At 43.7% G+C, this 25,352-nt stretch carries 25 protein-coding genes and 4 pseudogenes; 19 read left to right on the top strand and 10 right to left on the bottom strand.

Going from position 1 to position 25,352, the window contains the following annotated elements; genetic code table 11:
- Nucleotides 1–56: 56 nt before the first annotated feature.
- Nucleotides 57–1,028: a cytochrome c oxidase subunit II gene (locus MiSe_RS00380; RefSeq protein ID WP_226572626.1), complete on the bottom strand. Its 972-nt coding sequence runs from the start codon at nucleotides 1,026–1,028 to the stop codon at nucleotides 57–59.
- A gap of 797 nt (nucleotides 1,029–1,825) precedes the next feature.
- On the opposite strand from MiSe_RS00380, the pseudogene MiSe_RS00375 reads away from it, so the two are divergent.
- A pseudogene (locus MiSe_RS00375) lies at nucleotides 1,826–3,416 on the top strand (nuclease/transposase family protein).
- A gap of 168 nt (nucleotides 3,417–3,584) precedes the next feature.
- On the opposite strand, the gene MiSe_RS00365 reads toward MiSe_RS00375, so the two are convergent.
- Nucleotides 3,585–3,779: a hypothetical protein gene (locus tag MiSe_RS00365; RefSeq protein ID WP_226572620.1), complete on the bottom strand. Its 195-nt coding sequence runs from the start codon at nucleotides 3,777–3,779 to the stop codon at nucleotides 3,585–3,587.
- 7 nt (nucleotides 3,780–3,786) lie between these two features.
- Between MiSe_RS00365 and MiSe_RS00360 the strand changes: the two genes are divergently transcribed.
- A complete protein-coding gene (locus MiSe_RS00360; RefSeq protein WP_226572619.1) occupies nucleotides 3,787–4,017 on the top strand; it encodes a hypothetical protein in 231 nt (76 codons plus the stop codon).
- A gap of 112 nt (nucleotides 4,018–4,129) precedes the next feature.
- Here MiSe_RS00360 and MiSe_RS00355 read toward each other — a convergent pair.
- Nucleotides 4,130–6,501: pseudogene (locus tag MiSe_RS00355) on the bottom strand (VIT domain-containing protein).
- A 23-nt stretch (nucleotides 6,502–6,524) separates the two neighbouring features.
- Nucleotides 6,525–6,749 (bottom strand): hypothetical protein, encoded by a 225-nt coding sequence (locus tag MiSe_RS00350; RefSeq protein ID WP_226572930.1) that lies wholly within the window; start codon nucleotides 6,747–6,749, stop codon nucleotides 6,525–6,527.
- 231 nt (nucleotides 6,750–6,980) lie between these two features.
- Between MiSe_RS00350 and MiSe_RS00345 the strand changes: the two genes are divergently transcribed.
- Nucleotides 6,981–8,186, top strand: a complete 1,206-nt coding sequence (locus MiSe_RS00345) for a hypothetical protein (RefSeq protein ID WP_226572617.1) — start codon at nucleotides 6,981–6,983, stop codon at nucleotides 8,184–8,186.
- A gap of 6 nt (nucleotides 8,187–8,192) precedes the next feature.
- Here the strand turns inward: MiSe_RS00345 and MiSe_RS00340 are convergent, their stop codons facing one another.
- From MiSe_RS00340 to MiSe_RS00325, 4 genes are all read right to left on the bottom strand, one after another.
- Nucleotides 8,193–8,348: a hypothetical protein gene (locus tag MiSe_RS00340; RefSeq protein ID WP_226572609.1), complete on the bottom strand. Its 156-nt coding sequence runs from the start codon at nucleotides 8,346–8,348 to the stop codon at nucleotides 8,193–8,195.
- Between the two features lie 108 nt (nucleotides 8,349–8,456).
- Nucleotides 8,457–8,912, bottom strand: a complete 456-nt coding sequence (locus MiSe_RS00335) for a hypothetical protein (RefSeq protein WP_226572606.1) — start codon at nucleotides 8,910–8,912, stop codon at nucleotides 8,457–8,459.
- Between the two features lie 334 nt (nucleotides 8,913–9,246).
- Entirely contained in the window at nucleotides 9,247–9,693 is a 447-nt protein-coding gene (locus MiSe_RS00330; RefSeq protein ID WP_226572604.1) for an SRPBCC family protein, read from the bottom strand.
- Between the two features lie 168 nt (nucleotides 9,694–9,861).
- A complete protein-coding gene (locus MiSe_RS00325) occupies nucleotides 9,862–10,326 on the bottom strand; it encodes a hypothetical protein (RefSeq protein WP_226572600.1) in 465 nt (154 codons plus the stop codon).
- 797 nt (nucleotides 10,327–11,123) lie between these two features.
- Here MiSe_RS00325 and MiSe_RS00320 point away from each other — a divergent pair.
- The 13 genes and pseudogenes from MiSe_RS00320 (at nucleotide 11,124) to MiSe_RS00260 (ending at nucleotide 19,973) form a co-directional block, all read left to right on the top strand.
- Nucleotides 11,124–12,113 carry a sigma-70 family RNA polymerase sigma factor gene (locus tag MiSe_RS00320; protein ID WP_226572598.1) on the top strand — a complete coding sequence of 330 codons (990 nt, stop codon included), beginning with the start codon at nucleotides 11,124–11,126 and terminating at the stop codon, nucleotides 12,111–12,113.
- A 248-nt stretch (nucleotides 12,114–12,361) separates the two neighbouring features.
- Entirely contained in the window at nucleotides 12,362–12,640 is a 279-nt protein-coding gene (locus tag MiSe_RS00315) for a hypothetical protein (RefSeq protein WP_226572597.1), read from the top strand.
- A gap of 234 nt (nucleotides 12,641–12,874) precedes the next feature.
- Nucleotides 12,875–13,246: a hypothetical protein gene (locus MiSe_RS00310; RefSeq protein WP_226572595.1), complete on the top strand. Its 372-nt coding sequence runs from the start codon at nucleotides 12,875–12,877 to the stop codon at nucleotides 13,244–13,246.
- Between the two features lie 136 nt (nucleotides 13,247–13,382).
- Nucleotides 13,383–14,018 (top strand): CAP domain-containing protein, encoded by a 636-nt coding sequence (locus MiSe_RS00305; RefSeq protein WP_226572592.1) that lies wholly within the window; start codon nucleotides 13,383–13,385, stop codon nucleotides 14,016–14,018.
- A gap of 541 nt (nucleotides 14,019–14,559) precedes the next feature.
- The gene (locus MiSe_RS52495; protein WP_373872733.1) at nucleotides 14,560–14,640 is read left to right on the top strand and encodes a hypothetical protein; all 81 of its coding nucleotides are present in this window, start codon (nucleotides 14,560–14,562) and stop codon (nucleotides 14,638–14,640) included.
- A gap of 122 nt (nucleotides 14,641–14,762) precedes the next feature.
- Nucleotides 14,763–15,005: a hypothetical protein gene (locus MiSe_RS00295; protein ID WP_226572590.1), complete on the top strand. Its 243-nt coding sequence runs from the start codon at nucleotides 14,763–14,765 to the stop codon at nucleotides 15,003–15,005.
- Nucleotides 15,002–15,449, top strand: a pseudogene (locus tag MiSe_RS00290) (type II toxin-antitoxin system VapC family toxin). The gene MiSe_RS00295 and the pseudogene MiSe_RS00290 overlap by 4 nt, the downstream one beginning before the upstream one ends.
- A gap of 79 nt (nucleotides 15,450–15,528) precedes the next feature.
- A pseudogene (locus MiSe_RS00285) lies at nucleotides 15,529–15,678 on the top strand (helix-turn-helix domain-containing protein); the annotation flags it as partial.
- 227 nt (nucleotides 15,679–15,905) lie between these two features.
- On the top strand, nucleotides 15,906–16,430 hold the full coding sequence (locus MiSe_RS00280; RefSeq protein WP_226572584.1) for a hypothetical protein: 525 nt from the start codon (nucleotides 15,906–15,908) through the stop codon (nucleotides 16,428–16,430).
- Between the two features lie 422 nt (nucleotides 16,431–16,852).
- Nucleotides 16,853–17,089, top strand: coding sequence for an IS1/IS1595 family N-terminal zinc-binding domain-containing protein (locus MiSe_RS53550; protein ID WP_444980439.1), 237 nt, complete (start codon nucleotides 16,853–16,855; stop codon nucleotides 17,087–17,089).
- 109 nt (nucleotides 17,090–17,198) lie between these two features.
- Entirely contained in the window at nucleotides 17,199–18,902 is a 1,704-nt protein-coding gene (locus MiSe_RS00270) for a hydrogenase maturation protein (protein WP_226572582.1), read from the top strand.
- 176 nt (nucleotides 18,903–19,078) lie between these two features.
- Nucleotides 19,079–19,330, top strand: a complete 252-nt coding sequence (locus MiSe_RS00265) for a hypothetical protein (RefSeq protein WP_226572580.1) — start codon at nucleotides 19,079–19,081, stop codon at nucleotides 19,328–19,330.
- A gap of 148 nt (nucleotides 19,331–19,478) precedes the next feature.
- Entirely contained in the window at nucleotides 19,479–19,973 is a 495-nt protein-coding gene (locus MiSe_RS00260; RefSeq protein WP_226572578.1) for a type II toxin-antitoxin system VapC family toxin, read from the top strand.
- A gap of 344 nt (nucleotides 19,974–20,317) precedes the next feature.
- Here the strand turns inward: MiSe_RS00260 and MiSe_RS00255 are convergent, their stop codons facing one another.
- Both MiSe_RS00255 and MiSe_RS00250 read right to left on the bottom strand, forming a co-directional pair.
- Nucleotides 20,318–21,094 carry a sterol desaturase family protein gene (locus tag MiSe_RS00255; RefSeq protein ID WP_226572576.1) on the bottom strand — a complete coding sequence of 259 codons (777 nt, stop codon included), beginning with the start codon at nucleotides 21,092–21,094 and terminating at the stop codon, nucleotides 20,318–20,320.
- A 241-nt stretch (nucleotides 21,095–21,335) separates the two neighbouring features.
- Nucleotides 21,336–22,553 carry an RNA-guided endonuclease InsQ/TnpB family protein gene (locus MiSe_RS00250; protein ID WP_226572567.1) on the bottom strand — a complete coding sequence of 406 codons (1,218 nt, stop codon included), beginning with the start codon at nucleotides 22,551–22,553 and terminating at the stop codon, nucleotides 21,336–21,338.
- Between the two features lie 519 nt (nucleotides 22,554–23,072).
- Between MiSe_RS00250 and MiSe_RS00245 the strand changes: the two genes are divergently transcribed.
- From MiSe_RS00245 to MiSe_RS00235, 3 genes are all read left to right on the top strand, one after another.
- The gene (locus MiSe_RS00245; protein WP_226572565.1) at nucleotides 23,073–23,477 is read left to right on the top strand and encodes a fasciclin domain-containing protein; all 405 of its coding nucleotides are present in this window, start codon (nucleotides 23,073–23,075) and stop codon (nucleotides 23,475–23,477) included.
- A gap of 201 nt (nucleotides 23,478–23,678) precedes the next feature.
- Nucleotides 23,679–24,191 (top strand): response regulator, encoded by a 513-nt coding sequence (locus MiSe_RS00240; RefSeq protein WP_226572563.1) that lies wholly within the window; start codon nucleotides 23,679–23,681, stop codon nucleotides 24,189–24,191.
- A 159-nt stretch (nucleotides 24,192–24,350) separates the two neighbouring features.
- On the top strand, nucleotides 24,351–25,310 hold the full coding sequence (locus MiSe_RS00235; protein ID WP_226572561.1) for an orange carotenoid protein N-terminal domain-containing protein: 960 nt from the start codon (nucleotides 24,351–24,353) through the stop codon (nucleotides 25,308–25,310).
- The last annotated feature ends 42 nt before the right edge of the window (nucleotides 25,311–25,352 follow it).

The following is a 25,352-nucleotide window of genomic DNA, read 5'->3' as shown; positions in this document are numbered from 1 at the left end:
GCGTTTTTGTTGATTTAGAATTACCAATTACCCATTACCAATGACCTATTACCAATTTAATGGTGTAATTGGGCTAGGGTTTCTGGATTAACTCCCATTTTTTCTGAGTAGGGGGCTAAATATTCTTCTGCCGACATTTCTTGCGGGTTAATGGCTACGGCTTGATTCAAATTGTTATTGCTTGCGGCTTGGGTTTGACTTTGTAACCAAGCATCGAATTCTTCTGGTGTTTGAACGATAACCCGCGTTTTCATGCCACCGTGATAAGCGCCGCAGAGTTCGGCACAAATAACCGGGTATTCGCCTAGTTTGCTGGGTGTAAATCTTAGCTGGGTTTCTTGACCTGGAATTGCGTCTTGTTTGAGGCGGAATTGGGGAACCCAAAATGAATGAATAACATCGCTGGCGCTAATGTTTAGTTGAACTTCCCGCCCTTGGGGAACGTGTAATTCTCCAGAGACAACACCGCTATCTGGGTAGTTAAAAATCCAGGCAAATTGCAGCCCTGTTACGTTAATGTCTAATTCAGGGGTAACACCTTTTTCTGGGGAAGCACCCACGCCTACGGCAACTTGGTTGGAGGGGGGTGTATTGTTGTGAGATAATGTGCCTGCGATCGCAGCCCCCCGCGTTATCTTCGCTTCCATTTTATGCCCGTGGGCCGCCATCGGATCTAAGCCCCCCATCGAGTTGTAAACTTCAAAGCTGTAGATCCCGATAATGAAGACAATTACCGCTGGAATTGCCGTCCAGAGAATTTCTAAAGGAATGTTCCCGTGAACGGGTGCGGCATCTGTCGTATCGCCAGGGCGGCGGCGAAACCGGAAGATCGAAATAATTAATGCCCCCTCAACTATCAGAAATAACCCGGTAGAAATGGTCATCATTGTATCGAATAACCCGTCTACCAAGGGTGCTTCTTCTGAAGCAGCAACTGGCAGTAAGCCGTGATTGTGACCGTACCAGAGGCTGACCAGGGTTATGACGATACCGGCAATTAAAGTGACAATAGAACTAGGAATTTTCACGGCATTTCTCAAGCTGGACTATGCTTGTAAAACTGCTTGGTTCATAGTTCGTAGTTCCTGGTTAACGATCAGAATTATTACCCATGACCCACGAGCCATGACCCATTCCCAAAGTAAAGCGATATCCCTGGAAAAGAAAGCTTACTTTAGAGGGATTTTTGCGAAATTTTTTTAGGATAGCCCCCACAAAGCGGCTACCTCAGCTTTTAAGCAAGTCCATATTGTTTGGGGTTATACCATTTTTATTTTTTCTACTTTTTTTACCAAAGGTAATGCACAATTAGGCATACGCCGTTAGGCGTATATACCAAGAAAGATGACAAAAGTGAACTGGTATGAATGGGGGAAATAAGATCGGGACTGACGCAAAGAAACCGGGTTTCTATGTTCAGATATTGCACCAATCTCATAGCCCGCCCTGCAAATTGCAGGGCTAATAGCGAAAGTCGGTTCAAACCGACTCAATGCCATCAAATCAGTTTGTTTTAACGGACTTGCGCTGTCAGCTTTGGAATTTATTCCCTGGCGGGCTATGAAATTGGTGCAAGATCTCAATATGAAAAATCGTCGGGGCACGGCAATCATAAAATGTTTTCTTGTACGGAATATTTCTCCCGCCGTGCCCCTACACCTAAAAATACCGGGAGCGTGGTAGCCCCGCATTTTTAAATCGGGGCGGAAACGCGATGCGAGCAGATTTATCTGCCGTCAATATTAGGTGAATTTAATTAATATTAACACTCAGGTTAAAAGGAGTAAATTATAATTTAACTTACAGCAACAAGAGGTGATAGCAATTGGCTAAAAGCAAGACTTCATCATTCATCACAGAAATTCCACTGATTGTAGATAGCAAGCAGCAGAAAGAACTACTGTCTCGTTTTCAAGCAGCGAGACAACTATACAATGCTTGCCTGAACGAAGCAATGGTAAGAATGAATCTTGTGAAAAGCTCAGAAGCCTTCCAGCAAGCCAAACAAATAAACAGAGAAACTAAGAAAAAAAGAAGTGACGCATTCAACGCTGCAAGAAGAGCATACAGATATTCTGACTACGACATGCAGGCATATGCAACAATCGTTAGTAATCGCTCAAAATGGATAGCTCAACTGCTTGACTCAAATACCCAACAAGTTTTAGCCACTCGCGCTTTTAGAGCCAGCGAAAAAGTAATGTTTGGGCGAGCCAAAAAGGTTCGCTATAAAGTACCTTCCAGATTTAGAAGCGTAGAAGGCAAAACTAACAAGCAAGGAATTAGGTGGAAAAACGACCAGCTAGTTTGGGGTAAGTTAACCCTAACCTCTGATATTGATGCTCAAAACCCTGTTATCCAACATGGCTTAAATCATCCGGTAAAATACGTTCGCCTTCTGTGGCACGCCAGATGCTCCACTTGGGGGAACCCCAAGACCGCACTGGCTCGAGAACTCAATGGTAAGCAGCGCTGGTATGTTCAGTTAATTAACGAGGGACAGCCCTATCAAAAAGAGAAAAATTATGTAACTGATGGCGTTATTGGACTAGATATTAACATCTCCAACATTGCTTTCGTAAGTGACAACGCCGGACTGCTCGCATTTGCAGAACAAGTACCAACATACTCCCGTGAAATCAAAGCATTACAGCGTCAGATGCAGCGCTCTCAAAGAGCCAGCAATCCTGACAACTACTCAAGAGATTTTTCTGGTCAAGTAGGGCGTAAGATTGTCCTGAAGAAAGGTAAAACAAAACCGGGTAAGCGTCAATGGAAGAAATCCAAAACCTATCAAAAGTTAGCTCGCAAAAAGCAAGAAATAGATCGACGCAAGAGCGCTTATGCTAAGTCTCAAAACCGGAGAATCGTCAATGAGATTTTGAGGCATGGTAATCAGATCAAAACTGAAAATGTATCGGTGAAGGCATGGCAGAGGCGATATGGTAAAGCCATTTCTGCTAAGTCTCCCGGTTTTGTGCAATCTGAATTAGCTCGCTCTTGCTGTAAGTGCTGGCGGGCAATTCGTTAAGTTTTCTACTTCACGTACTGCACTGTCGCAAACCCATTTGACTGGTGAACGGATTAAGAAAAAACTTTCAGAGCGCGTTCACTATGACCAAACAGGAGTGGTGATGCATCGCGATCTTTTTAGTGCATACCTGAGTAGATTTGTTAATGACGAAGACAACCTTCTATTGCATCTTGCTCAAAATGAGTGGGAAAGGTCGGAGCCTTACTTAATGCAGGCATGGAAGGACTTTCAAATCAACTGCGAACGATTAGGCGCGTCCAAAAGTAGGTTGAGTCATTCACCCTCAGAGCAGTTCTGCATGAAGCCAGAAACGGTTAGCCAGATAGCTATTGATGAGCGAAAAGCTAACTTTAATTCCTGGCCTGAATCCCCGTCTCTTTAGAGCGGGGTGTGGCTCAAATAAACTGTGAAAAATCGTCGGCAATCATCAAATGTTTTGTTGTACCGAATATTTCGCGCGCCGTGCCCCTACACAGAAACCCTGAAAAATCGTCGGGGCAGGGCAATCATCAAATGTTTTGTTGTACCGAATGTTTCGCGCGGCGTGCCCCTACACAGAAAACCGGAAAAATCCTCGGGGCACGGCAATCATCAAATGTTTTGTTGTACCGAATGTTTCTCCCGCCGTGCCCCTACATATAAACTGTGAAAAATCGTCGGCAATCATAAAATGTTTTGTTGTACCGCATATTTCGCGCGCCGTGCCCCTACACAGAAAACCGGAAAAATCCTCGGGGCACGGCAATCATCAAATGTTTTGTTGTACCGAATGTTTCTCCCGCCGTGCCCCTACACAGAAAACCGGAAAAATCCTCGGGGCAGGGCAATCATCAAATGTTTTGTTGTACCGAATATTTCGCGCGCCGTGCCCCTACACAGAAACCCTGAAAAATCGTCGGGGCACGGCAATCATCAAATGTTTTGTTGTACCGAATGTTTCTCCCGCCGTGCCCCTACATATAAACAAGGTTTCTCGGCAATAATTTACCTAAAAAAATGCCCATATAATAACATCTTCTGTTGTCGTTTATATTAGGTTCTCAAGGAGAAGTTGAAAAGAAACCCGGTTTCTTTAAGAAACCGGGTTTCTAGCAATTATGGCAGAATTCGCAAGGTGATGCGAACAGTACCCGTAGCAGCTTGGGGAGGACGCCAGGTGGTGAGTGCGCGCTTAATTATTTCCACCACTTCCGCATCTTTCAGCGTTGAAGCATCCTCATCTAACATAATCTGCTTCACGCGACCTTTTCCTACTTTGAACTCGAAGACAATTTCGCCACTCTTACCAGAAGGCAATTGCAACAGTTGTAGATGTTGGGTGAGAGCATCAATCGCGCCTTGCTCCAATCCTGTTATGCTGATAACTTGCAACTTGGGATTGGGTGCTTTTGGTGTTGCACGACGCATCCCTTTTGCTGTTGTAAGACCCATCGATGCAAAAAGACGCATGTTCAGCAAATTAGGTTCTTCGTCAACGATACTAGAACTGAGACATTGAATGTCTTCAGCTCCGTAACTGTAATGCGATCGCCCTGTTGCGTACATTGGCGCTGACGGAGGTGAAGCAGCACCTATTTCTCCAAAAATACCTTCGTAACTAACACCTTCAGGCATTTCAACTGGCACTTGCACGGTAATTTTCTCACCTTCCGGATCGACTCGCACTTCTTCGCTGACGGCGACAAATGCAGTATATTGCGATAACAATTGATAAGTTAACGCTGTTTCGGTAACTGCTTCTACTCCCGCTTTGGTTTCGTAACTAACCATTTGTTTCGTTAGGTCTTTAATGCGCGCCCGTCCCCAAAGCTGTGCGATCGCTGGATTACCCGTTTCGTCAAAATTGAGGTCAAACGTCTTTTGATAGCGTTTACCGCCCGCAGCGATGCCGCTGATGTGCAATTTTCCAGCAATACCATCCTGTTTGCGTCCAAACAAAACTAACGGCTGTTCGGCAAATAAATCGGGTGCGACGGCAGGATAAATCGCTGGATTTTCTCCCGTAGGTTCCCAAGTTATTTGAATATTTATCAGTACGGGATTGTTGATTTGCCGGAAGAACTTTTCAGCTACTTCTTCAGTCGGTTCATCGTAACGAATAATGCGAGAAATTCCCCGTCCAATTTCGGCAACGCGATTTAAGAAAAAGCGATTCACCGAACTGCCAGCACCAAAACTATAAAGGCGATTTCCCGATTGCAGGTGCTTTTGGACTTCTGCCAAAATTTCATTTTCGTTGCCAATGTAACCATCGCTTAGCAATACAACGCTCCGCAAGCGTCCTGGTGGTGTTGGGACATTAATCGCGGCGCGAATACCGCTGAGCATTTCCGTCCCACCCGCAGCGTGTAGGTTGTTGATGTAGTTAATTGCTTTAGCACGATTTTCGGGAGTATTTGGTAACGGTGTGGGAGATAATTGTCTGACACTATTAGAAAAATCGAGAATCGAAAAAGTGTCGTAAGCGTTCAATCCATTGATGAATCGCCGCATCAATTCCTGACATTTCATCAGCGGATCGCCGTGTTGAGAACCGGAAGTATCGACTAGGAATACAACATCTTTTGGCACTATTTCATTGGTTTGCTGCTATATTCCAAAGCGGGAATCAGATAAATGGCGAAGTGTCCGCCGCGAGAATCTGACTGAGTTAGTACGGTAGCTTGCGTATTGTTACCGGCAACTTGATAGCGCAGAATTAAATCTTTGTTAGGAATTGTGTCTTCGCCGCCTAATTTTACCCGCACAATTTGACCTTCATGTTCGATGTTAATTTGATGGGAAGGCGATCGCACTTCTCTTATTTGCACTCCTGCATCAATTTCTACCGTTACGTTAATGTCATGTCCAGAGCGAGTTCCAGGGGGTAAAATTGGTGCGTTCAGACGCTCAGCATCGGGTACGCGATCGCTATCTTCGTTTAATGTCATCGGTGCTATTGCGGTGGCGCTAGTCGCATTTGGATCGATCGGCGTTCCGGGAATATAGCGAGGCCCAACAACCATTGGAAAGACGAATTCGTAATCGCCACCCTCGAATTTCAAGCTATCGGTATAGCGAATTGTGACATCAATTTCTTCCCCTGGTTTGATGTTAGCAAGAGATTGGGTAAAGATATTGTCTCGTTCTTGTTCTAATAACCCAGCGGTGCGACCTTGTTGTTTAGCTTGTTCGTAAATTGCTACGGCTTCCTCGCGCTTTTTGATGTTACCTTTGATGATGCGATCGCCTATTTTTATCTCCATATCATCCACCGCCGCTTCATCAGGCAGCGGGAAGACATACACCGCTTCCAAAGTCGCCGTGAAGGGGTTTTGAAATTTTTGCGTCACCTCGACTCGCGACAAGTTTCCAGCAACTTTAGCCTGAACTTCGGTATGTTTCAAAGGAAAAACCAACTGCTGTCCTTCGCGGGATTGGACATATAACCCGCCTAACTGATGGTTTTTGCTGCCAACGGTATTCATAAACTTTTCTCCTTTTTATTGAATCAATGAGAGCGAATCAATTCTCGCGATTCCTGCCTCACGCGACCTGTCATAGCTGCTTCCTGCAACTTGACAAACCCATTTAGCTCGTCTTCGTCGTACTCGGTTTTTAGCAGCTGTCGCAGTTGATTTTCTGCTGCGACAGTCAGAAAACCAATCGTTAAAGCACCGACGAACCTATCACCAAAGTTTCTTGCTGCGAACGCGAGTGCGGAAGCGAGGCATATCTCCCCTTCCAAAGCGACGATTTTTCAGAGAAACCCGGTTTCTGAATCCAGCCAAAACAAGGGAAAATAAGCAGTAATTGCTCTAAGATCGTTGCCTTGGGAAGCAGCGTGGAGTTTGCTAGTTGCTGCTTGTATGAAACCAAGCTAACTGCCGCAGCTCTAGGTCATCACCTAACCAGTGTTAGGAATTTTGTTAGCATGTTGGGAAGCAAGTGAGGAGAAATTTTCACGATGGCACCTACCCCAGAACCCTTTGCACAAGCTAAAAACGACTGGAATCTAGAAAAGCTTTACCAAGATCTCGCCGCTGCCAAAACGCAATTTACTGGTAAACCCAAACAACTAACTCCCGTAGAAATGTCTTGCTTGCGGGGGTTGCTTTGCAGTTATGGTTCTACTGAAATCGCCGCCCAACTGAATCGGGAACCCAGGGGACTGCGAGTGGACTTATCCAGGGGATTGTATCGTTACGTAGAAATACTCACCCTACGACCCCTCAACACGCTAAAAGACTGGAGAGATGTTGCTATCTGGCTGGAAGAAGCAGGTTATAAAATTCGTTTGGCTAGTCATTCTGAGTTAGTCAATGATTCGCTAATCAAAATCGTTGATGTTTCCCTAGAAGGCGATCGCAAGTCTCCAATCGTTGACCTTAAAGTTCGCAATATTGGCAGTCAAGTGGCTTTTCTCAAAAGCACTAAGTTTCTGTTTAGCAATGCTTGGGTTCTCAAAAGCTGGATCGTTCATAAACCTGAACCCGATGCAGTATATTCTTTAGTTCCTTATTCACCATCTGAACAAAGGTCAACCAGTAGAGCCGTTACACCTAGTTATAATTATGAATTAAATTTGCCAGCATTTTTACATTTCAATGTTGATATACCCTGCTTGTTTGAGGAAGATGCTTTAGATAATAACCATCAATTTTTGATCGATCAATCTGCCTATACCCAAGAGTTTAAGATTTCCCAGTGCGTTGCTTGTAATGATGTGGATCGATTTACTTTTACTTTGTCTATGCCTAAAACGTCCCAGCAATTGATAAGCGATCGCCAGCTTTCTTACCTAATTTATACCTCTTATATTTATCATTTCAATCTAGAACTTGTTTATGATGAAGATGATAAAACCGTTCAAAGCTCCCCGCTAATCCTTTGGCTAGATCCTCATTGGCCTCAAACTGGAGAAATCCGCTACTTTTTTGAGGATTTTGCTTTGAAATTACGCCTAGTGAATTTACCTGAAGAAATTAAAGAATACAGTCGGCGTAATAAAAAAGTTATTTCAGAAATTAGTAAAATAGAATGCCAAAAAAGTTTAGCACTGAATCGAATGATTCAGCAATCTTATAGGCTGACAGAACAAAACAAACATCATGGCGATGAAAAGCAAAAGAATCCATCGTTATTACGTCGTTTATTTGGAGAAAAATTGTAGTTTGGTTTAATTATGACTGATGTGCGAAGATGCTATCACCTTTGTTTCTGCGTAGATTTCTCGTTGCCTTTCCCATCGTTGGGAATATTGCAGGGGCACGGCAATCATAAAATGTTCTCTTGTACGGAATGTTTCTCCCGCCGTGCCCCTACACAGAAACAAAGGTGATAGGCAATAATTTACCTAAAAAAACACCCAGATGATGACATCTGGGTATAACTTTAAAAATCTCTAGGAGAAACACGTTTAAAACTCTAAAAAGCTGTCAATTTAACCTTCAAGTCCAGTTCCTTCTTGCCATTGCAAAATTCGTTCGCTGAGGATGGTGCGAGAACCTTGAGTTACGACTAACCGAGAAGGGGTGACAATATAACGGGTATTCCCATTAGCAGCAACATATCTTTCCCCAGAATAGCTGCGAATGCGGAGAGTAATACCGCCTCGGTTTAAATTTTTGGCTTGAGCTGTATAATAAAGAGTTCCGCCTTCAGTCGCGCAGATCCACACGTAATAATTGCTCGTTTCTGCATAACGCAACATATAAGTATTGCGCGGACAAGCATCGTCACCATAAGCGACTACATGGGGATAGTTAAACGGATTATTAACCCCATAAATGCTCCTCATTAATTGACCAGCTTGAGCAGCAGGAGTCAAGCATAATGAAATCCCAGCACCGATTAATGTCATTTTCAGCGCTTGTTTTAAATTAAATTTATAAAACATAAGTTAGCCGTCCTTAGCTGTTAGATAATTTGTTCAATTGCTCTGTAATTACTACTTCTAATTTAGTCAATAATATTCCGGAAAGTTTTTAAGTATTTGGGATTTTGAATTAGATCGGATTGCAGCTGTATGAGGTACACCTGAGTTTGTCAAGCGCGCTGCCATTTTTGCTGCCGCTATTGCATTCAAAGCCAAAAGGCTTTCCCTCACTCGAAAAGCAATCCGCTGTAAAGTGTCAGCGCAACTGCAAACTGAAATAGGTCATAGCAGGGAAAAACCTATGACCTATTACCCAAAAATAAACTACACTTCTCTAAGACTAAATTCCGAAAAACTATTTCTCGCACTCGCGTTTTGTGACTTCGTGGCGGTAGCGGAACATTTCATCGAGGCGCGAGTTTACCCACCAACCCAAGACGAACTCAGCAAGATAACCGCCGGGGAGGGAATATGCGATCGCATCCGTCAGTCTAGTTTTCCCATCAACAGTGGTAAACTGATGGCGATGCACCCACGACTGCATCGGCCCTGTAACCTGTTCGTCGGTAAACAACCGATATTGTTCGCATTCCGTATGGCGCGCCACCCACTGCACCGGAATTGGTCCCAAAAAAATGCGAAACTCTGTAATCGCACCCACATCCAAACCCCCCTCGCGGCGCACAATTTGCACGGGTTGCCAAGGCGGTGTCAGAATTTGCAGGATATCTTGTCTTTCGTGGAAGCGCCAAACAACTTCTACCGGCGCATCAATTAAGGTGGAACGTTTGAAATGCAGCATGATAATAAAAACGTGAGGAAATTAGGGAACATCAACAGGCGCAAGTAGGGGCACGACATTAGACAATCTTTTGATATAAACCAAAAATTGTTATACGCCGTGCCCCTACATAATTGTAAATGACTTAGAAACCCGGTTTTTTGAAAAAACCGGGTTTCTAGTGGGTTTCTACCATTTCCAAGTAGCTCTTTCTCTGACAATTACTCGCCCATTTTGAGTCACAATCAGTTCGCTGCGGGTGAGAGTATAGCGCACATTCCGGTTAACTGCAACAAATCGGTCATTACTAGAGCTTTGCAGCGGCAGAATAATACCCCCCGTTCGGCGATTTTTAGCAACACCAACATAAGTATTGGGCAAATCGCCCCCGCAAATATAGATGTAAAAGCTTGTGGTTTCCGCCGTCACAAACTGACTCCCACCGCTATTGGGCGGACAAACAGAATCTGCTTGAGCTACTAGCATCGGACGATCGTCTGCCACATGTCCCAAGGTTGTGCGATTATGGATAGAGGAAATGCTGGAGTCTGCGATCGCTGCTTTAACCGATGGAGTTAAAAATAAAAGTGACCCAACTGCTGCTAGAGTCAGTTTCAATGCCGGGTTGTGATTGAATCTATGCATTAATGTCATAATTTCTGCCTGTTTTTGTCCTAATTTTGAGCCAAGCGCGATTTGTTAGTTTATTCTTCAACCCCAAGTTAGGCTTTTCCCGAAAAAATTTTGTAAACTTTTGCTAAATTTATTTTCATCGCACAAGCTTAGAATATTAATCAAAAAATCACCCGACTGGGTGAAACGCACTTAAAAGTTTGTAGTAGGGACTTGAGTCCCTACCAGCCTACAAAAAACGACTAAAGTCGTTACTACGAACAGTTAAAAGTTTGGGGTTTTTTATCTGGCTTTGTAACGATTTGAGTTAATTCAGTACAATCTATACAAATCAACCGCTTGGTTAAACATGGTTGATGGCAGCAGTATTTCATAATAAACCTGGGTATATCTAAAACAATTGCCCAACATGCGACCAGGGTTATTGAGCAGTCCCAGGTGGAGATTGTGCCTGGACAAAGCCATCTGGGGATGGCTTTGTGAATGCCCCATCCCTCATCGGCCTCTGGATTACACATATGACCTCGCATACCCCGTAGCATCATCGGTCACGGCTTCTATCCGCGTAAGCCTAAAAGCCCAAAGATTAGACCCTGGTCTACCTTATTTGGATCAAACGCTGTGGCAGTTGGTGGAGTGTCGAAAATGCTTGGGCAATGTTAGCACGGAGAGTGCTGCGGGCAAATCAAGATTGGCAATGTTATTGGCTGGATCTCGCTGAGAATGCTGCTTGACTTAAAATGCCACTTTTAATTGCACCCTGACCCCACAATTTTGCATTGCTCCCTACTATTCATTCTTTTTGCAACAGAACCGCCATGCAAGAATCACCATCAGATAAAAAGCTTCTATTAAAAAGTTTATCTCAAGGGAAGCGCACTGCCTTTTGGCAACTGTGGATGCCATACCAAGACTATCTTTATCATTGCTGTTTAACTTGGATGGATGGAAATGTTACAGATGCCCAAGATGCCCTCTCTCAAGCGACTCTCAAAGCCTGGGATAAATTACCCCACCATGCTGACAAAATCACCAATCTTAAAGCTTGGCTGACGCGCTTTACTCATAATCTTTGTATAGACATACACCGAGAGCATGGCAGAAGGGCAATAGGGATAGATAATTTTGAAGAAATAGCTGGGCAAGTAGAAGTTGTAACATTTCCAGTTGAGTCATCTGAATCAGCCCTTTTCGGCAGTGAGATAGGAATAACCATCCGCCGTGCTATTAATGCTCTGTCTCCCCGACTGAAATCGCCTTTTATCATGCGTTTTGAGCAAGATATGTCTTACCTAGATATTGCCCAAAAACTCGGGATTTCCATAGATAACGTCTATAAACGGATTTCACAGGCGCGAGCAATTCTGAAACCCCAGATGAACAAGTATCTTTCAGTTTCAGAAGAGGATGATTCTGCCTTCTTAGAAATTCCCCTCCCATCGATAAAAAAGGAGAACCCAACGGAGGCGAATCTAAACAAAGAGATACAACAAGGGTTGCCGCCAACTTTGTTAACTCAATCGGAGGCTGGTGGTGAAGCTTTGCACAATCGAGGGATGCAATGTCCTTATTGTCAGTCTACGCATATATGCAAAAACGGTCACAGAAAAGGGAAGCAAAATTACCTCTGCCAAAAATGCGATCGCCAGTTTGTCGATTCCTGTTCTCCCAAAGGCTATCCCCCAGAGGTGCGGGAGCATTGCCTCAAGCTGTATGCCGATGGGATGGGGTGCCGAGCGATCGGGCGGGAAACTGGGGTTAGCCCCAACACTGTCATCAATTGGGTAAGACAGAACGCTACCTCATAACCAAAATCATCCCTTAATTGTGCAGCACAGTTGAGACGATTGGGAAAACCCAGGGGCGGTAGAAGAGGCGGTGCAAGGGTTATCGTGCTTGAGGCTGGTTTGATGGGGGGTATCGATTTAGGAAAAAAAAGCCTCTAACGCGATCAAAAAATTCAGAAATTGATTACTGGAATCGTCTTACAAACAGAAGGAAGGCAAACGAGCAATTACCTTCTAGTACCAACCATTTATTTAAACAAGGAATAATTATGGCAACTAAACATGAAGCTCTCCTTAAAGTAGAAGATAATGCTGCTGCGAAAGGCATTAAAGCTGGGGAGACAGTAACTTTAATCGGTTCTATGGGTAGGGCTGACGGAAAAGTAGTATTGAACGAAGTAGTTTCAGATAAGTGGAAAGAAGGAGCGGGAAGATATATTCATGTGACTTTTGTTAATAAGCCAAGTTGGCAGCTACAAGCAGGAGAAAACTTACAAACTCAAGCGATGCAAAAAATAAACATTGTGGGTGGTGAGTGGCTGAGCTGACTTTTCACGGTATTAAACTTCCATATCATCTCTTAATTGGACAGCGCAGTTGAGACAACTGGAAAAAGCCAGGGGTAGGGAGAACAGACGGTGAAAGAGTTTTCGCATTTGATACTGGTTTGATGGGAGACATCGAGTTAGGAAAAGAAAGCCTCTAACGCGATCAAAAAATTCAGAAATCGACCACTGGAATCGTCTTTAGGTGTACAAGAATCAAAAGGAGAGGCATTAAATATGTCGTTCAACATTGACTTTACATTAGATGGAGTATTAGAAGTAGGCTCATGGCGCACTGCGGATGAACTAAAGAACATGTCAGCCGATGACAAAAGGAATAGCCTGATTGTGGCAATGACCCATAACAGCAATGAAAGTGTGGGGTATTACCAGGGGTTAAATAACAATGATTTGATCGGGGAGGCTGCCATTACGGTGTTTCTACTGAAAGCAGGAATTCGTGATACCCATGCGTTACAGAGCATGAGCCATGATGATCAACGAAACACTTTGATCGTGGAAGACCAAGGTCATAGCCCCTCCACACCAAATTTACAAGGTTTGAACAATCAACAACTTGTAACAGCAGGATTGGCATGGGCAAGATAGATTAACGACTCTACCAAGATACAAGGTTGGGTTTTGTTACCTCAACCCAACTTACATATTACACTTGTGTCCGTATTACAAAATGAAGTGCGGAATGTGGGATAAAGAAAACGTTTGAAATTTTGGAGCATTAATTATGTCAATCGAAATTTTTATAGATTCCAACTTCTCTGGAGCCACATCAGGCCGTCTCGATAAGGACTCTTCTTATGTTGGAGATTTTTGGAACGACAAAATATCCTCGGTAAAAATCTACTCTGGAACCTGGGAGTTTTTTGAGGATGTGAACTATCAAGGTCGGAGTTTTCGGCTCAACGCTGGTAATTATCCTGTTTTCAGTAATGACTGGAATGATGTGATCTCATCCTTCAAACAAGTTGGTGCTTCTCCTGCTCCGTCCAACGGAGGTATAGCTCAGAGAATTCTTGACCTTACAAACGTGGAGCGCAGTCGAGTCGGTAGTTCACCACTGAGTCTAAATTCTCAGTTGATGACTGCTGCCCAAACTCATACTGATCTGATGATAAAGGACAACCAATTGAGTCATCAACTTCCAGGAGAACCTTCGTTAGGGGGTCGCATTTCACAGACCGGCTATAAGTGGTCAGCAATTGCAGAGAACATTGCTCAAGGATATCATACTCCTGAAAGTGTTGTGTCTGGTTGGGTGAATCATCCTGGACATCGAGAAAACCTCCTCAGTCCCCAATATCAGCACCTTGGTGTTGGTTATGGCAATGATTTATGGACGCAGGATTTTGGTAAGTCTTAATAGTGCGATCGCCGCTCTTGTAGGTTGGGTTGAGGTAACGAAACCCAACTTACATAATGTCTTAAAATAAGAGATTAATTTTAATTAAAACTGTCATCAGTTGGGTAAAAAGCGATCCGTAACCCTGTATCCACCCTTGGTATTTGAATTACTGGACACCTTACATCTTGCACCTGAAGGGTAAGAGCAATTCCTCTCATCAAACTGAACAGTGTGATCGCTGTTTAAGCTTTCATTTTGCAGGTGATAAGTCGGTTATGGGTTTAATGGGACTTAGATATTTTTTCGCCACTAAAGGGGCTGAAAACCTCTCTGGGTCAGCGAAAGAGGTCGATGCCCTAAAAATGCCTGAAACCCTTGTCAGTACTAAATTTATGCCAATTCGAGCTAAAAGTCTTTCTCTGTCTAGGTTTGAAGCCATTTTGACCTCATTTTTTGTCTAAGTCCCGTTAAGTGCGATCGCCAGTTTGTCGATTCCTATTCTGCCTTGGGCTATCCCCCAGAGGTGCGGGAACGTTGCCTCAAGCTGTATGCCGATGGGATGGGGTGTCGAGCGATCGGGCGGGAAACTGGGGTTAGCCACAACACTGTCATCAATTGGGTAAGACAGGAGAAGGGTTAACTATCTCATATCTTGCACCAATTACTTAGTTAATGGTTATGTTGGGGGAAAGGTTAAAGGGGAAAGGAATGTACCCCAAAATCATATAATAGAGTGTAAGCCCAAAAATCTCAGAGAGAACTATGAATGTACAGCTTGTTAATTCTCTTGTAGAAGTGGTATTAAACCTCTCACCTGAAGACCAAAAACTATTTCAAGAAATGCTCTCTAATAGGCAAATAGAGGTAACCACTCACAAAAATGTAACCTCAACCGAAAAAGCGGAGCAATTTCGTCAATGGGTCGCTCAATTTCCTAAAAGTAATGCTAATCTATCTGATGAAGCTCTACGCCGAGAAAATATTTATGATGAGCGAGGCAGATGACCAACTATTTGCTAGATACGAATATTATTCTCAGGTTTACTGATACTGACTCCGTTGAGTATAACCTGATAAACAATGCTATTTCACAAATCTTAGTAGAAGGTGGTCAGTGCTTTATTACCTCTCAAGTTATCACTGAATTTTGGGTTGTAGCCACTCGTCCTATGACTGTCAATGGACTAGGATGGACAGTAGAAAAAACTGAACAAGCAGTACAAATGTTGATTAATCAATTCGACTTGCTAGAAGAAACACCTGCAATATTTCCCCAATGGTTGAGTCTTGTTACCTCTGGTCAAAATTTCAGGTAAACGCGCCCACGATCTCCGCATACAAGCAGTAATGTTAACTCATAATATCTCTCATATCCTCACCTTAAATCCCCAAGATTTCGTCGCAATTGAAGGACTGATAATAATTCACCCTAATAGCCTAAACAGCTAGACTATAAAAATAGCGCGATCGCTTTTGAGTCTTTCATTGTGTGGTACTACGCAAGCCTCCTTCAGAGGAGCTTCGCGATCGCCAGTTTATCGACTCCTATTCTGCCTTGGGCTATCCCCCAGAGGTGCGGGAACGTTGCCTCAAGCTGTATGCCGATGGGATGGGGTGCCGAGCGATCGGGCGGGAAACTGGGGTTAGCCACAACACTGTCATCAATTGGGTAAGACAGAACGCTACCTCATAACCAAAATCATCCCTTGATTGGACAGCAGAATTGAGACGATTGGGAAAACCCAGGGGCGGTAGAAGAGGCGGTGCAAGGGTTCTCGTGCTTGAGGCTGGTTTGATGGGAGGCAGCGATTTAGGAAAAAAAAAGCCTCTAACGCGAGCGAAAAATTCAGAAATTGACTACTGGAATCGTCTACTTCTTGTAATGACGTAAAAAGGAACAAAATCATGAGTATGAATCCCACAGTTGCCAAAGAAACCACCACGCTTTCCGAAGACATGGACAAAGCAACCACCACGTTTGACGAAGCCATGAACATAGAGCCGACAGCGACTGCCCTCACGTTTGACGAAGCCATGAACATAGAGCCGACAGCAACTGCCGTGGCAGCAGCAGGCCAATTCTACAGGGTGAGTCTGTCTCAAAATGGAACTCACCTGGGTTGGCTCGGGCAAGACTCCAAGCAATGGGCGAAGCTCGTGAGTCAAGCTGAGGCATTGACTCTGGAGTGGTACCCGTATAACGGGGTCAACTATTATCGAATCAGGGGGACAAATCGGTACATGTCCGTGAGCGATCGTGCCTACGTTGGCTTCTATAGCTGGAGTGGGGCTACGGGTTTTACGGTGGTTGGATCTCATCTCAGATCCGACTACAACCACCAAGAGATGTCGTACGATAAGAAAGAAAAAGGGTATCTGACCTGCTGGAATACATACGCGCGCCTGGATGTCGGTTTCCAACGGGTCTAGACAGTGCGATCGCCACTTTCGTAGGGTGCGTTACACTCGTTAGCACCATCTAATTTCCCTCTGAATGACTTAATAGTTGATTAGGCAAGCACTAATTCACCTTCAGAAGAAAAGTAAGCTCAGCCACGGTACTCGACGGAGGTATATTTCCGAGTCAAGATTGTGAGACGGTGTGTTTCCGCAAGTGTTTACCAATAGCATCAAATTGTGCGGTGATCGAAGGAGATTGTGGCTTTTCTGAATGTTTAATAAACTGCAAGAGAATTAAATGCCCTTGACATACTCCCCACGCCTAAAGGTGTGGGGAGTATGTCAAAGGTATCTAGAATAAAGGCGATCGCCCCTTTGCCCAAACCCCATTGCCGTCTCAATATCTATTTCGGCGACTCCCGAAATAACAAATGCGATCGCCGAAATAGCAATTGCAGTCTACGCACATATGCAAGAACGGTCACAGAAGAGGGAAGCAAAATTACCTCTGCCAAAAATGCGATCGCCAGTTTCTCGATTCCTGTTCTCCCAAAGGCTATCCCCCAGAGGTGCGGGAACGTTGCCTCAAGCTGTATGCCGATGGTATGGGGTGTCGAGCGATCGGGCGGGAAACTGGGGTTAGCCACAACACTGTCATCAATTGGGTAAAACAGGAGACTACCTCATAACCAAAATCATCCCTTAATCGCTGTCAAGGACGGAATACTCTTTGAAATGGGTGTTGGCGATAGCGTTTTCTGACTTAGAATTTCAACTAAATAAGGATATTCAAAATAAATGCTAATTTTACTTATATCAACAGCCTTCAATGGCTTAAGCCAACGGTTTTATACCGAATTAATGGATGCTAATTACAAAGTGTCTGTAGAGCTTCATCACGGTGATAATGAAAAATTATTAGCAGGAATAAAACTTTTTAATCCTGATTTAATTCTTTGTCCCTTTTTAACGCGACACCTTTCTAAGGACATTTATACAAATTATCCCTGTATTATTGTTCATCCAGGCATTAAAGGCGATAGAGGTGCATCCTCTTTAGATTGGGCAATTCAAAATAATGTGGCTGAATGGGGTGTAACCTTATTGCAAGCCGATGAAGAGATGGATGCGGGCGATATATGGTCTAGCAAAACTTTTCCTATGCGTACTGCTTCAAAAAGCAGTATTTATAATCGAGAAGTGACTGAAACTGCGGTTAAATGTTTATGGGAGGTTTTAACCTATTTTGAATCGCCAGATTTTAAGCCTGAAGCTTTAAATTGTGAACAGGCCGATGTTATTGGAAAATTTCAACCGTTCATGAAACAAGCTGATAGAAGTATTAATTGGCAAACTCAGACAAGCGATGATATTGCCAGGCATATACATGCAGCGGATGGCTCACCAGGGGTTTTAGATGAGATTTATGGACAAGCCGTATTTTTACATAATGTCCATAAAGAGGAAACATTAACAGGTAAGCCAGGAGAAGTTATCGCTACGGCTAATCAGGCAATTTGTCGAGCAACAATAGACGGAGCAGTTTGGATAGGGCATTTAAAACAGAAACTGGAAAAAGGTAAAAAAGGTGTAAAATTACCCTCAACTCAGATATTAGGTAGTTTGCTTCCTAAAGAAGTTAAAAACATTGAAATTGATTATAGCAAAGAAGGGAAACAGCTTGCTTGTCAGGAGGTATGGTATTCACTAGAAGATGGTGTTGCTTACCTACATTTTGAGTTTCATAACGGTGCAATGAATACTCAACAATGCCAACTACTGTTAAAAGTTTACCAGCACATAGCGGCTTTACCCATTAAAGCAATTGTTTTATTAGGTGGCAGAAATTATTGGTCAAATGGTATTCATTTAAATACCATCGAAGTAGCGAAAAGTCCAGCTAATGAATCATGGTTTAACATTAATGCAATAGATGACTTTATTCACCAGATCATTACTACAACTGATAAATTAACCATTTCTGCTATGGCAGGTAATTCAGCTGCTGGTGGGGTGATGTTAGCCTTATGTGCTGATTTTGTATTTGCAAGAAATGGCGTTATTATGAACCCTCACTACAAAAGTATGGGAGATTTATTTGGTTCTGAATATTGGACGTATTGTTTACCCAAGCGAGTTGGCAATGAAAAAGCGATAGAGCTAACTGAACAGTGTTTACCTATCAGTGCTAATTATGCTTTACAACTTGGCTTGGTAGATAAAGTACTTGACAATAATCATGCACTTTTTTATGCACAGGTAAAAAATCTTACCCAGCTACTTATTTCAGATAATGTATCGTTGCAGCAGATATTAAATAAAAAATCAGAACAACGTGGCATTGATGAATCAAGCAAGTCTTTGAATTTATATAGAAAAGATGAGCTAAAAAATATGTATGTAAATTTTTATGGTGACGATAAATACCATAAAGCACGGCATCGCTTTGTTTTTAAAATTTCATGCAATGAAACACCCTGTAATTGTAACGACCTGCAATGAATGGCACTAAGAAAAGCTCTAAGCTATGCTCCGTAAACATTAAAGGCATTTATGCCATTACATAAAAGTCAAGCGATCGCCGAAATAGCAAATGCGTAGGCGTAGCCCAACCTAGGCATCTCACCCTACTGGATTGACTACGGTACAATGAGAAAGACACTTAAAGTGTTTTAAACATGGTCATCAATCTAAATGTACCGCAATCCCAGCCATCGGCAAACCTGAAGGTGACACTCCTAGTAGAAACCCTCAAAAATGGTCAATTTGTCGCATCTATCTTTGAGTTTCCCAACTTTCGCGTCGAAGCACAAACACGAGAAGAAGCGATGTCTGACGACAAGCCGCTTCGCGTCTACGCCCAACTGCAAGCCACCTTTTTAGAAAGACTCAGCCACATCGAAGCTATTTCCACCGAATGTGCCACTTGACGCTTCACCACCTACCTGGATGCAATTTGCTGGTGTCTTTCAAGACGATCCAGATTTTCAGGAAATCATGGATGAAATTCGAGCCGAGCGAACCTCAGATGATGACACTGAAGTTGACTCCTCATACTACTTGTAGAGGTTGCTTAGTGTGTCTCGATATATTCTCGATACTGACCATGTTTCACTAATTCTTTGCAATCATCCCCAAGTTACCGCCAACGCTTCTCTACATCAAATTGCTGTGACGGTAATTACGGTTCAAGAACTTTTCAACGGCTGGATTGGCAGAATTAACGATCCCTCAGCAGTGCATAATCTCCCCGCACTCTACTCAAAACTTTGGACAACCGTCAAATATCTCCAAACAGTTGAGATTCTAGACTTCACACCCCTAGCTGATGACTGTCTCAAACACCTGCTGAAAGAGAATCCTCCCCTGCGAAAAAATCGCCTCCAAAAAGATATGCGAATAGCTGCGATGCCCTTGGCAACCATCGAAGATGGTATCGCATTATCTCTTAATGCCACAGTCGTTACCCGTAACCAACGAGATTTTGGTCTAGTACCCAGAAAGCGCGATCGCAGATTGGACGCTGTAACCAATGGAATCTCATCAGATCTTGTAGTGCGATCGCTGCTTTAACCGATGGAGTTAAAAATAACAGTGACCCAACTGCGGCTAGAGTCAGTTTCAATGCCGGGTTGTGATTGAATTTATGCATTAATGTCATAATTTTGAGCCAAGCGCGATCTGTTAGTTTATTCTTTAAACCCAAGTTAGGCTTTTTCCGCAAAAAAGTTTGTAAACTTTTGCTAAATTTATTTTCATCGCACCAGCTTAGAATATTAATCAAAAAATCACCCGACTGGGTGAAGCGCACTTAAAAGTTTGTAGTAGGGACTTCAGTCCCTACCATTATAGCGACCGGGCGCTAGACGCAAACGCCAAGTGCATTGATTGGCGCTTCAGCACTGAAGATGTACGAGTTAAGGTTCATCGACTTTACTCGTCCGATGCTCACCAAACTTCTGCTCATAATTTGGGTCTTGAGTGCCAAGAAGTTTGTCCCAAAACGTAAAATATAGCCCATAATGCACGGTGTATTTGAGATGATGAATCGAATGATGGGCAGGCCCAATAAACCACCTACCCAACCAATGGTGGGGAAATGAAGAGGGCAAGCGATCGATCCCGAGGTGGTTTAAAACCGCCCAAACTGTCATGGTAGTGAGTACCGCAATCAAAGTGATGAAATGCAGCGGTATCACAAAGACGATACCAACCAGGAAAAGTGATTGAACGATCGCTTCTAATGGGTCAAAGGCAAACGAGGTCCACGGGGTAGGATAGCGCGATCGGTGATGCCCCTGGTGTAACCAGGGAAAGAGTGACGGATGGTGAAACAATCGATGTGTGAAATAAAAATAGGCATCCTGGAGAACCAACACCCCGCCATAACTAACACCTAAATACCACAGCCCATACTGTTGAGCGTGGCTGTATAAGCGGGTAATACCCCAACTGTATCCTGACAGGATGAATGCCGCCGCCAGTGCAAACACCCCCGCCGAGAGAATAGAAAGTTGAATATCGCGTTGAATCGATCGCCAGGAGGGAGACTGATGCCGCAGATTATCGTTAATAAAAGACTGACTAAATGGTGCATAAAAGAACAAATAGGTTCCCCCCGCCACCAGAAAATACCGTAACAGAATAATTCCAAAAAAAGCGATGCCGTAAAACCCAAATGAGCGATCTAACAATTTAATCTCCTTGCCATCCCCGATCTTCCAGTTCCTTTTGAGGTAACAGCAACGTAGCTTCAATTTCTTGCCGAATTGCCGTTGTGAATTCCCAGTTAGATCAAGTCCGGTTGATTGCTTATAATTTTGAAGTGCGAGCGAGACGCTCGCTTGCACTCCCCCACTCGCGAGCCAGACGCTCGCACTCCAATGATGACTAATTAACCAGACATGATATTACTAGTGAACTACCTACGCTGACTCAGAGAGTACAGCGTAGGCTTCTGATTTCGCGGGGGACCCTTGTCAGCTTAGACTTGCATCCAAGCTTCGGACTCACATCCCCTCCATCAGCAGCAGTCCTGGTTCCCAAGACCTTAAGCATTCTGATCCCTTCTGCTCTGATATTGATGGCGGCGTTGCCATCTCTGTCATGGTGAGTGCCGCAACTTGGACAAATCCAAGCCCTAACATCTAGCGGCATCTCATCCACTTGATAGTGGCAATTCGAGCCGAGTTTTGAGCTAGGGAACCATCGGTCAATCTCTACCAATACCTTGCCTTTGCGGCCTAATTTGTATGAGAGAAAATTGACAAATATTCCCCAGCCGACATCAGAAATTGCTTTGGCTAGTTTATGATTCCGAACCATGCCCTTAGTATTGAGACTTTCGACTACGATGACTTGGTTATCGTCAACCAGCTTCAAGGACAGCTTATGTAAGTAGTCTTGACGGACATTTGATACTCGTTCGTGAACCCTAGCGACTAATTTTCGTGCCTTATCTCTTGACTTGCTACCTTTCTCCTTTCTGGCTAATTTTTGCTGTTTCCGCTGAAGATTACGTTCGTGTTTTGCTAAATGCTTAGGATTCGCGTATTTAGAGGTCTTGCTGCCATCGTTAACAATGGCAAAATCCTTAAGCCCTAAATCAATTCCTGCTACTTTTCCTTCTGCGTTGGTTATTGGATTGTCGCCCTCTGACTCCATCAGCACAGAAGCATAATACTTCCCTGATGGGGTCATGCTGATGGTTACAGTCTTGATTGTTCCCTGAATTGGTCGATGTAGTCTGGCTTTAATAATGCCGACACGACCGGGCAGCTTCAGGCAGCCATCAACAACTTTGACTGACTGGGGATACTGAATTGACTGCTTATTTTTCTTGGCTTTGAATCTAGGGTATTTGGCCCTACCCTCAAAGAAGTTTTTGTAAGCCGTCACCAAATTGAGCGTAGTAGCTTGCAAAACCTGAGAATAGCACTCAGAAAGCCATTCAGTTTCCTTCTCTTGTTTGAGCTTTGGTAAAAACTTATTTAATCCAGCTTGAGTCAAGCCTTTGCCCGTTGCCTTGCAGGTTTCAATGCACAGGTTAAGTGCATAATTCCACCACCAACGAGAACAGCCAAAGTGTTGAACTAGTATCTCTTTTTGTTCAGTTGTCGGATACAGTCTGACTTTGACGGCTTGATGTTGCATTGCTTTTACCTCCTCTTATTATTATATTCACTTTTTGATCAGGGTGTTCTGGATAGTTGCAAATTTTACCGGGCTTGACCGGATAAAATTTGCTTGGGGGATGTCCATGTATCCCACGCGCTCATCGGAGATTACAGCGTCGGACTTATAGCCTCCCCCAAACCCCCACCAATAGTTAAAGCAGTCGATGAGTTGATTAGCATCATACTAGAGTTGTAGCACTTGCTGTTGCTTGGAGATAAACTGCCAATAAATGGTGAATCTTGCGGTAATTATAATGAGAGATTATCAATCAGTATTGACTACCCCTTAATAAATAAATACCATATGTTCTTCACCCCAAAGGCAGATATTTAAATCAGGTATTTTCAGGTTTTGTCTGGTTTTGTAACGATTTAAATCTATTCAGTACAACCTATACAACTTATACGCCAATCAAACGCTTAGTCAAACATCATTTCTAAGAGCAAGATGTCATACTAAACGTTGTGAACAGATTCCACAAAACTAGGGAAATACATGGCTGATATTGTTGATACTGCTGTTAAAGCTGGTTCCTTCAGCACCCTGGTTGCTGCAATCAAGGCTGCCAAACTGGTAGATACTCTCAAAGGTGCTGGGCCATTCACCGTCTTTGCGCCCACTGATGAGGCATTTGCTAAGCTTCCAGAAGGCACCGTAGACGCATTGCTTAAGGATATTCCAAAACTCAAAAAAATCCTGACGTATCATGTCGTCTCAGGCAAGGTGATGGCATCTGACGTAGTTAAGCTGAAGTCAGCCAAAACAGTTGAAGGTTCAGATGTGAAAATTGACGCTGAAAATGGTGGTGTCAAAGTGAATGATGCTACCGTTTCAACACCAGATGTTGGTGCTGATAACGGTGTCATCCACATCATTGACACAGTGTTGATTCCTGCGTAAGGAAACCCATAGATAACGCAAGTTGCTAGTTATCTTTTTAAGGCTGCTAATAGCTAATTGCTAATAGCTAATGGCTGGTATTACCACGAGCAATTAGCAATTAGCGATTAGCAATGCGAGCAACCCATGATAGTTATAACTAGCAACTTGGGTTAACGTTTTTTCCCATTCGTTACAGGTGGAATCCCGATAGGAGCTGCCATGAGTATAAATAATGGATTTCCTACTAATCTTCCATCTCTCCAAGGGCTGCGAATACTTGTTGTAGATAACAGTATCGATTGCGGCGATTTGATGACGGTGATGCTGCAACCCTATGATGTAGAGATTAAAGTGGCATTTTTAGTCCAGCAAGCTGTGGAAATATTTGTGCAATGGCAACCGGATGTTCTCGTGAGTGAGATTGCCTTGCCAAAGGAAGATGGCTATGCCCTGATTCGTCAAGTGAGAACACTCACGGGAGAGCGAGGGAAAGAAGTGCTAGCCATTGCTGTGACAGCCCAGGGAACTAAAGAGATGTCACAACGTGTGCTTTCGGCTGGGTTTGACTTGTGGTTTACCAAACCCCTGAATTTTGATGACTTCCTTGCTGTGCTTGGCTGTTTAGCAATTTGCCAACAATCCTCATATGCGATCGCTCAACATATTTTGGGTGTCCCTAGACATGACGCTCTAAGTCTCGAAAAGCAGTTAGAGCTGACATTTCTCAATTAGATCGCCATTTTTGAAACACTAAGCTGCTACGCATTTAAATCCAATAAAGAGACGGGCAGGATGCCCATCCCACAAGAAAAAGGCTTTAATTGACTGTCAAGTTAGATGCGTAGCAGCTTACCAACAAATTAATGTAATTTCGTTCTGGAGATTTTGATCGTGTCATTTACCATCGAGTCTGCACGCTCCATTTTCCCTAACACTCAAGTTGCTGATAGAGTTCCAGCTACAGTTGAATCATTCAATCAACTCAGTGCTGAGGATCAGTTAGCTTTACTGTGGTTTGCCTACACCGAAATGGGAGTTACAATCACTCCCGCTGCTATGCAAGCAGTTAACATGGTGTTCGCAGAAAACACCCTGACTCAAATCAAGCAGATGTCTACAAGCGAGCAAACGCAAGTAATGTGCGATCTCGTTAACCATACTGATACTCCCATCTGCCGTACCTATTCGTCTTTTGGCACGAATATCAAGTTGGGTTTTTGGTATCAGTTAAGCGAGTGGATGAAACTCTTAATTGTTGCTCCCATTCCAAAAGGCTATAAACTGTCTGCGAAAGCATCCGATGTCCTCCAAGCCATCCGTCAACTTGAAGGGGGTCAGCAACTCACCGTGCTACAGAATATTGTTGTCAGCATGGGGTATGCCCCAACTTGCGGTACTCCAAAAGTCAAAGAACCTGTTGTTCCACCTAAAAACCTCGCACCCCGAACCAAGGTCACAATTAAAGGCATCGACAACTTGACAGTCTTGAGCTACATGGAGAATATGAACGCCTTTGACTTTCAGGCGGCTGTAGCTTTATTTGCCCAAGACGGTGCGCTGAAACCTCCTTTTGAGGAACCGATTGTGGGTCAGGAGAACATCCTCGCGTATATGCGCGAAGAATGCTATGGACTTAAGCTGATGCCACAGCGGGGTGTATCTGAGGCAGCAGAAGGAGAGTTTACCCAGATTAAAGTGACGGGTAAAGTGCAAACTCCCTGGTTTGGTGAGAGTGTTGGCATCAACCTAGCATGGCGGTTCTTGCTCAATCCTCAAGGCAAGATTTTCTTGGTGGCAATTGATTTGCTGGCATCTCCCAAGGAACTGATGAACTTGGGCTTGGTTCGGTAGATAGCTCAAGGATCGAGTGTTTTAAACAACAGATCTAGAACA

The sequence above is a fragment of the Microseira wollei NIES-4236 genome (assembly GCF_020521235.1).
Classification (GTDB): Bacteria; Cyanobacteriota; Cyanobacteriia; order Cyanobacteriales; family Aerosakkonemataceae; genus Microseira; species Microseira wollei.
Note: the sequence above shows the minus strand (reverse complement) of the source record. Positions and strands in the feature narration are given on the sequence as shown.

Excerpts from the sequence above, each read along its gene's own strand:
- MiSe_RS00330 (WP_226572604.1), bottom strand. The coding sequence starts at position 9,693 with ATGCTGCATTTCAAACGTTCCACCTTAATTGATGCGCCGGTAGAAGTT.
- MiSe_RS00245 (WP_226572565.1), top strand. The coding sequence starts at position 23,073 with ATGGCTGATATTGTTGATACTGCTGTTAAAGCTGGTTCCTTCAGCACC.
- MiSe_RS00295 (WP_226572590.1), top strand. The coding sequence starts at position 14,763 with ATGAATGTACAGCTTGTTAATTCTCTTGTAGAAGTGGTATTAAACCTC.
- MiSe_RS00320 (WP_226572598.1), top strand. The coding sequence starts at position 11,124 with ATGCAAGAATCACCATCAGATAAAAAGCTTCTATTAAAAAGTTTATCT.
- MiSe_RS00310 (WP_226572595.1), top strand. The coding sequence starts at position 12,875 with ATGTCGTTCAACATTGACTTTACATTAGATGGAGTATTAGAAGTAGGC.
- MiSe_RS00315 (WP_226572597.1), top strand. The coding sequence starts at position 12,362 with ATGGCAACTAAACATGAAGCTCTCCTTAAAGTAGAAGATAATGCTGCT.
- MiSe_RS00345 (WP_226572617.1), top strand. The coding sequence starts at position 6,981 with ATGGCACCTACCCCAGAACCCTTTGCACAAGCTAAAAACGACTGGAAT.
- MiSe_RS00280 (WP_226572584.1), top strand. The coding sequence starts at position 15,906 with ATGAGTATGAATCCCACAGTTGCCAAAGAAACCACCACGCTTTCCGAA.
- MiSe_RS00335 (WP_226572606.1), bottom strand. The coding sequence starts at position 8,912 with ATGTTTTATAAATTTAATTTAAAACAAGCGCTGAAAATGACATTAATC.
- MiSe_RS00240 (WP_226572563.1), top strand. The coding sequence starts at position 23,679 with ATGAGTATAAATAATGGATTTCCTACTAATCTTCCATCTCTCCAAGGG.
- MiSe_RS00250 (WP_226572567.1), bottom strand. The coding sequence starts at position 22,553 with ATGCAACATCAAGCCGTCAAAGTCAGACTGTATCCGACAACTGAACAA.
- MiSe_RS00325 (WP_226572600.1), bottom strand. The coding sequence starts at position 10,326 with ATGACATTAATGCATAGATTCAATCACAACCCGGCATTGAAACTGACT.
- MiSe_RS00360 (WP_226572619.1), top strand. The coding sequence starts at position 3,787 with ATGTTTTGTTGTACCGAATGTTTCTCCCGCCGTGCCCCTACACAGAAA.
- MiSe_RS00265 (WP_226572580.1), top strand. The coding sequence starts at position 19,079 with ATGGTCATCAATCTAAATGTACCGCAATCCCAGCCATCGGCAAACCTG.
- MiSe_RS00270 (WP_226572582.1), top strand. The coding sequence starts at position 17,199 with ATGCTAATTTTACTTATATCAACAGCCTTCAATGGCTTAAGCCAACGG.
- MiSe_RS52495 (WP_373872733.1), top strand. The coding sequence starts at position 14,560 with ATGGGGTGTCGAGCGATCGGGCGGGAAACTGGGGTTAGCCACAACACT.
- MiSe_RS00305 (WP_226572592.1), top strand. The coding sequence starts at position 13,383 with ATGTCAATCGAAATTTTTATAGATTCCAACTTCTCTGGAGCCACATCA.